The 6,235-nt window shown below is 70.7% G+C and carries 6 protein-coding genes and 1 pseudogene; 2 read left to right on the top strand and 5 right to left on the bottom strand.

Annotation, left to right across the window (positions count from 1 at the left end; all coding sequences use genetic code 11):
* Nucleotides 1-1,457 precede the first annotated feature (1,457 nt).
* Complete coding sequence (locus tag E1O70_RS02985; protein WP_061269302.1) at nucleotides 1,458-2,324, top strand: hypothetical protein; 867 nt, start codon at nucleotides 1,458-1,460, stop codon at nucleotides 2,322-2,324.
* An 86-nt stretch (nucleotides 2,325-2,410) separates the two neighbouring features.
* Complete coding sequence (locus E1O70_RS02980) at nucleotides 2,411-3,493, top strand: DUF3039 domain-containing protein (protein WP_061269303.1); 1,083 nt, start codon at nucleotides 2,411-2,413, stop codon at nucleotides 3,491-3,493.
* Between the two features lie 13 nt (nucleotides 3,494-3,506).
* On the opposite strand, the gene E1O70_RS02975 is transcribed toward E1O70_RS02980, so the two are convergent.
* The 5 genes and pseudogenes from E1O70_RS02975 to E1O70_RS02960 form a co-directional block, all read right to left on the bottom strand.
* Nucleotides 3,507-3,974 carry a helix-turn-helix domain-containing protein gene (locus tag E1O70_RS02975; RefSeq protein ID WP_128957724.1) on the bottom strand — a complete coding sequence of 156 codons (468 nt, stop codon included), beginning with the start codon at nucleotides 3,972-3,974 and terminating at the stop codon, nucleotides 3,507-3,509.
* A gap of 75 nt (nucleotides 3,975-4,049) precedes the next feature.
* Nucleotides 4,050-4,568, bottom strand: a complete 519-nt coding sequence (locus tag E1O70_RS20690; RefSeq protein ID WP_420808501.1) for a hypothetical protein — start codon at nucleotides 4,566-4,568, stop codon at nucleotides 4,050-4,052.
* A 43-nt stretch (nucleotides 4,569-4,611) separates the two neighbouring features.
* A pseudogene (locus tag E1O70_RS20685) lies at nucleotides 4,612-4,785 on the bottom strand (alanine--tRNA ligase-related protein); the annotation flags it as partial.
* A gap of 154 nt (nucleotides 4,786-4,939) precedes the next feature.
* Nucleotides 4,940-5,893, bottom strand: a complete 954-nt coding sequence (locus E1O70_RS20545; RefSeq protein ID WP_061269305.1) for a cold-shock protein — start codon at nucleotides 5,891-5,893, stop codon at nucleotides 4,940-4,942.
* 87 nt (nucleotides 5,894-5,980) lie between these two features.
* Nucleotides 5,981-6,235 carry a hypothetical protein gene (locus tag E1O70_RS02960; protein WP_061269306.1) on the bottom strand — a complete coding sequence of 85 codons (255 nt, stop codon included), beginning with the start codon at nucleotides 6,233-6,235 and terminating at the stop codon, nucleotides 5,981-5,983.

Below are 6,235 nucleotides of genomic sequence, written 5' to 3'. Positions count from 1 at the left end.
TCCTCGACATCGGCGGCACGCAACCACTTCGTGATCGTCATCTCATGGACCCCGAAGTCCTGGGCGATCTGTGCCAGCGTCACACCGGGACCACGGTTCCGGGCGACCCGCACGACGTCCTCACGAAACTCACGGGGATAGGGCCTGGGCACAGCAACATCCTTCCAGCCTGCTCGGCGAGCAAGCGATCTGAGATGTCACAGATCCGTGCAGCAGCCCCCCCCCACGCCAGGAGCCCAACCGCCTCGGCGTCTTGCTCCTCACCTGGCATTGCCAACTCGACCACCGACGGCCGCCCGTCCGCGGGGATCGAGAGGCGGTAGGCACCAGACATGAACGTCTCGATCTCCCACGCACCGGTGGCACCGGGCTCGATCTGCATCAGCCTCACCCGGCCAGTCTCGTCGACGACAGCGGTACGAGACCAGAGGTGTATGCAGCACCCCCTGCCGGCCAGGACCACGCACGCTGAATCGCCCCTCTCACGGCGGATCTTGATGTCAACGTGCAGCGCAGATTGCGCGGACACGCCGCTGTACTTTGCGCAACCTGGGGCGTGTCGCGCGATCTGTGAGAAGTAGCGGCTCAGTCCGTCGGCTGCGGGTAACGATGCCTCACCATGTGGGCGATCCCGCCCATCAGCGCCGCTCCGGCCAGCATGCCTAGAAGCTACAGGACGATTCCCACCGCCCAGAGCCCGGACTCGTCGTCCGGCGCTGAAGCGCGAGGCGCGTGCGCTGGCACAAGCCGAAAGCACCTCGTACACCGCAGCCCTACGCCGGATCATGACAGCGGACCGACTCACGAGGTCGACGCCATCCCAACTCCGGAGGGAGCGTGGCGGCCTCTCGGGCTCGCAACTGAAGGATCCGCCGCGATTGACCGGATGATCCGTCGAAGCCGAGGACTCACCCCTCCACGCGGCCTGACCGATGCAAAGGCTCCCCGGACGTGGCTTTTGGGCCCAGGTCGAGCGCGCCCGGATGCTTGACATCGACGACATGGACCGGCGGCAGACCGAGCAGTGGCGACAGCGGATCGTGACGGCAAGGAGAACGACCTCTGGACTGAGTACCTGGACGCCATGATGCTGGACGACCGTGGCCGGCCCGCTCGAGGAGGCAGGCGTCGACGACGCCGGTGGCCGCGGTCCTGGCGCGATCGGTTAACCGAGCTTCGCCACCGGGCGTGGCCGGCGAGAGTGTGGTGGGTGCCTCGGAGGGGCGTGTTGCCGGGGAGGGCACGAACCGGCAGGAAGTTCCGTCCAGGCCCGGCGGGACGACCGGACCAGGGTCGCCGGTCCGGTCGTCCGGGCGCCCTTAAGCCTTACGGTCTCGCATTGGTGTCGCACGTCCTCGCATCGAGGATCGCACGACGTCGCACACTGGCACCTGAGAGCGTCATCTGTCCGGGTTCTGATCGACAACATGTCGGGACCCATGGCGTACCGTTGGGTCATGACCACCAGCACTGAGGCCGCCGGCCAAGACGCAGAGTTCGACCCGTTCGCAGGGATCGAGGACGAGCCGATCTCGGACACCGAGCACACTCGCGCCACCCTGCTCGAGCAGGCGCGCCGAGGGTTCGTACGGATCCGCAAGGACTTCGTGCAGCGCGAGACCAAGCCGCGCCCGTCGGTCCTGGCCGAGCTGGTCACCGGGCGCAAGGAGGTCGCTCTGGACCTGCTGCTGTCGGTCCACGCGCTGCAGCCGATCCTTCCGGGGTCGCCGCTGTCGGTCAGGACGTGGGCGCGGCTGCTCGGGCCGGAGGTCACCGAGCGGTCGGTGCGCGGGGCGATGGGCTTTCTCCAGGACCGCGGCCTCCTGGATGTCCAGGGCCGCAAGGGCATGCCCGAGTTCGTCCTCAAGCGCGAGAACGGCGACGGGGAGCCGTGGAACCCCGAGCCCGAGGAGGACCCGGCCGCGCGGGGCCGGGGGTTCTTCACGCTGCCGTTCGACTACTGGACCGCCGGCGCGATCGACGCGCTGTCGCTGCCGGGCAAGGCGATGCTCCTGGTGATCCTGCGCGACACGCAGGACCCCAAGGGCAAGCTCACGTTCGTCATGGCCAACGAGCGCGCCCAGGAGTTCTACGGGTTCAGCGAACGCACCGCCGAGCGCGGGTACCTCGAACTGCGCCGGACCGGGCTGCTGCGGGAGAAGGTCAAGCTCGTGCCCGACGCGCGCCACCCGCTGGGGCGGCGCGAGGAGTGGCACCGGGCCCTGGCCTACCCGTACAGCACCGATCACCGCGAGGCGCTGCGCAAGGCGGCTCGGGCAGCACGCGACGCAATCGTCCCGGCGGGTCCAGCCTCATCCGCATGACGAGCCACGAACACCAACAGGCACAGCAGAACCCCGGCCGTGACGGTTCCGGGGTGCAGGTCCCCACGCTATCCAGGACAGGTGAAATGAGCACGACCGAACCACACCGCGAGGCGCCGCAGGTGCGCCCCACGCTCAAGGCGCTCAAGATCCTTCCGGACGACGAGCCGCTGGTCGCCGCCGCGCAGCACGAGCTCGAGCGGGCCAAGCAGGCCACCGACCTCGACACCCAACGAGCAATCCTGGCCGGGCTCCGACTCGGCGAGCTGAAGCACCCGCTCCTGGACGACGCCCGCACGATCCTGGAGAAGGGCGGCGTGCCGGACGTCCACGCGTCCTCGTCCAAGGCGGCGTCGACCAAGACGGCCCGCCGCACCGTCCACGAGGTGCGCGCACGCACCGGGGCGGCCTGGCGCGGCGCCGTGGTGCTTGAGGACGGCGTCTGGTGGCTCGTCTTCGCCGAGCGTCACGACCGCTTCCACTCGACGTCAGCCGACTTCTTCAAGAAGGGCACCTGGGCACCGAGCGAGCTCGACAAGCAGCTGGCCGCGCAGGACGCCGTCCACCTCGAGCGGCGCCGCTGGAAGATCGCCGCGCTGACCGCGCTCCTGGACGCGCTGCGTGACGCCGTCGCGCAGACCCGCCCGATCGAGTTCGCGCTGACCGCGCCGGCCGGGGGCGGCGCGTGCACGCTGCGCGTGGAGATCGAGCACGACGCACCCGCGCCCACCGCCGACCTGGCGCACACGAGCTCCGGCATACTCCAGACCTCGCTGCTGGTCCGCGGCGCGGGCCGTGATCTGGTCGAGGCGATTGTCGAGATCCTGGCGTGCGTGTGCGACGGCGAACAGGACCAGTCGTACCTGCCCGGTGGCGACCTGCTGTTCCTGTCGACGATCTCGCACGCACGCCTGGCACAGCTGACCGCGACCATCAGCGCGACGACCGATATCGCCGTGCACGTCAAGGAGCTGCCCGCGCCGACGGTGCTCCACTACGTCAACACCGGCCGGCTCACTGCGGGGTTCGTCACCGGCACGGCCGTGCTCTCGCTGTGCGGTGAGTGGTTCGTGCCCCGCCTGGACAGCTCCGCCGATCTGCCCGTGTGTCCCACCTGCGAGGAGCATGAGCCGGTCGCCCGCGCACTCCTGGAGCACCTGCGGTCCTAAGGACCGGCCGTGCTCAGAGCTCGTCGAGCTCCCTGAGCGCCTCGTCGCTGATCGGCGCGAGGCGGTCCACGGCAGCCTGCTCGCGGGCGGCCTTGTTCGCGGAGGCCTCCGCCACGAGCTTGCCTGCAGCCAGCCGGCGCTCGTTGAACTCGAGCAGGTCGGACAGCGCGATGCGCTGGTGGGTGCCCACCGTGGTGAACTTCAGCGCGCCGGACTTCATGAAGCCCAGCAGGAACGGGCGCGAGACGCCGATCATGTCCGCCGCCTTGTTCGGGCTGAGCTGGGCATCCTGCTCGACGAGCGTCGCACCCTTGCCAGCGGTAAGGCTGCCGCGCAGCGTCGCGAGCAGGGCGCGCAAAGGCGACTCCGGACCCAGCTGCTCGAGGGCCTGGGACAGCACGACGAGGTCCTTCTGCCCTGCCGTCTTGGCTTCGACCGTGACGACCATCGACAGCACCTCCCTTCCGTCTCGCCCTATCATCTGTAATAACTGTAGTGACGTACTTGGTGAGTGTCCAATCGGCTCCCGTGACCACCAGCCACCAGTGCGACGGCGTCAACGGTGACCGTTGAGCACCGGACCCACCCTCGAACCGGTCGAGGACCGGCCAGCGAGGCCGAGCCTGCAGAATCGTCGGCCTACCGGGCCAGGACCTTCCGCGGTGCGCGATGATTCCGCCACGACCCGTCCTGATGGTGTTCTGAGCGACGCCGACGTCGAACAACTCGCGACGGAGCTGCACCGCGAGTGCACAGTTGGGCCGAGATCGTGCGCTACATCATGAGTGCCGTTCCCGACGTCGCAACTGGAGCCCTGTCCCGCGCTGCTGACCTCGCGGAGATGTCCGGCCCCAACGCAGAGCATGTCGCCTGGTGGCTTCGGGACTACATCGAGCACCCCGAAGAAGTCGCCGCACAGGTCACTGCACAGGTCACCGCTCGTCGCGAGCACCAGTCGGCGATCGCCAAGCTCGGCACGTACGTCCGTAGCCGGGCAATCGTCGGCCGACCCGAGGCTCCAGTTGCCCAGCATCTCGAAGAAGGTCGTGTGCCGCCGGTCGCCGACCTCGTCGATGTCCTGCGACCGCAGGCACGGCTTGCGAGTCGACCAGGAGCCGCCCGGCGGCGTGCGGTCGCACGCCCAGCAGGTAGGGCATCAGCGGCTGCATGCCCGCGCCCGTGAACAGGGTCGTCGGGTCCTCGCGCAGCACCAGGGGCGCTCGCTCGATCACGGCGTGCCCCCGGGCGGCGAAGAAGTCGAGGTAGGCCGAGCGGATCTCCTGGGCGTCCATCCGACGACCCTAGGGACCGGCACCACCGACTTCCAGGGCAATCCCCGCGGCCCCCGGCGAGGACGACCGCGCCCCGCCGCGGTGGGACGCAGCGGGGCGGGTGCGGGGCAGGTGCGGGGCAGGGCGGCTCGACGGGAGCCGCGCCGCCCCTCGCTCAGATGAGCTCGACGCCGTCGGCCTGCGGCCCGCGGTCGCTCTGCCGGATCTTGAACCGGACCCGGTCCCCCTCCTCGAGCTCCTCCCCGCCGCGCACGACCGACACGTGCACGAACAGGTCCTCGCCGCCGGCGTCGGGCGTGATGAAGCCGAAGCCGCGGTCCGCGTCGTAGCGCGCGACCGTGCCCTCGCCGCCGCGCACGCGACCGCCGGACGCCGGACGACCGCGGTCCGAGCCCGGACGGCCTCGGTCCGAGCCCGGTCGGCCGCGGTCCGGACCCGGGCGCCCGGAGCCGCCCACGAGCTGCACGTTCCGGGCGTTCGGCCCCTTGTCGCCCTCGACGACGTCGTACGTCACGCGCGCACCCTCGGCGAGCTCGGTGAGCCCGCGGCCCAGGGCGCTGACGTGCACGAAGACGTCGTCCCCGCCGCCGTCGGGAGCGACGAAGCCGAAGCCCTTGACGTCGTCGTACCAGGACACGGTGCCGTCGGCGCCGTCCGCCGCGGGCTGCGCGGCCTGCGCGCCGAGCGGCAGCAGGTGGTCCGCCTGCGGGCCCTTCTCGCCCTCGACGACGAGGAACGCCACGCGCTGCCCCTCCGTGACGACGCCGCCCCCGACGATGGCCGAGCTGTGCAGGAAGATCTCGTCGCTGCGCCCGTCGGGCGTGACGAAGCCGTAGCCCTTGGCCGGCTCGTACCAGACCACCGTGCCGAGCACGCCCACGGGCGCGTCGGCGGCGCGGTCGCCCGTCACGCGGACGCGCCGCGCCTGCGGGCCGCGGTCGCCGGTGCCCATCTCGAACTCGACGACCTGCCCCTCGCGGAGCTGCTTCGGGCCGTCGTCACCGACGATCTCGGACGCGTGCACGAACAGGTCCTCGGCCTCGTTCCCGAGGTCGATGAAGCCGAACCCTCGGTCGGCGTCGAACCATCGGACTGTTCCCTGGGGCACCTAGGACTCCTTGCATCGACAGACAGTGCTGCTCCTAGTGTCCCCGACGACGCCGCGCCCCGGCGCCGCGGGACCGCTCGGCTGGCCTCAGCGGCCGGTGCCCGACGCGCCGGCGCCCGGCTCCGCGCCCGGGTCGTCGACGTCGTCGCCGCTCCAGCTTCGCTCGTCGCCCGGGTCGACGTCGGTGGGGACCTCGGGGTCCTTCGGCAGCGAGTCGTTGGCGAGCGCGGGGAACGCGCCCGCGGTGCCGATGTCCGGCTCGCCGCGGACCGGTTCCTGCTCGTCCCGCCAGTCTTGCTCGTCGCCGGTGCCCCGGCGGTCCTGCGGCTGCGACGCGGTCAT

The sequence above is a fragment of the Cellulosimicrobium funkei genome (genome assembly GCF_004519295.1).
In the GTDB taxonomy this organism is placed as follows: domain Bacteria; phylum Actinomycetota; class Actinomycetes; order Actinomycetales; family Cellulomonadaceae; genus Cellulosimicrobium; species Cellulosimicrobium funkei.
Note: the sequence above shows the minus strand (reverse complement) of the source record. Positions and strands in the feature narration are given on the sequence as shown.